Annotated in this window: 1 protein-coding gene; it reads right to left on the bottom strand. The window is 43.2% G+C overall.

All coding sequences use genetic code 11. The annotated features are described in order from the left end of the window. The coding region (locus HJY11_RS13665; protein ID WP_208076470.1) for an ATP-binding cassette domain-containing protein at positions 1 to 250 on the bottom strand (250 nt) is incomplete at both ends.

The raw sequence follows: 250 nt of genomic DNA on the forward strand, positions 1-250 counted from the left end.
TCATCGTTTCAAACAGCTTTTCAACCTCTTCATCGGAAAGCGAGGAGGTTGGCTCATCCATCACAAGAATCTTAATATGAAAAGAAATCGCCTTGATGATTTCTACCATCTGCTGCTGTGCAATACTAAGCTTTCCCACCGGCATCGTTACATCCACATAAAGTCCGAGTCTTTCCGTCATTTCTTTTGCCTGCCGGTTCATCGCTTTCATATCTTTTGTTCCGAGTTTTGTTTTCAGTTCTCGTCCCAG

Origin of the sequence: Bittarella massiliensis (ex Durand et al. 2017), assembly GCF_017566145.1 — a bacterium.
Lineage (GTDB): Bacteria > Bacillota > Clostridia > Oscillospirales > Ruminococcaceae > Bittarella > Bittarella massiliensis_A.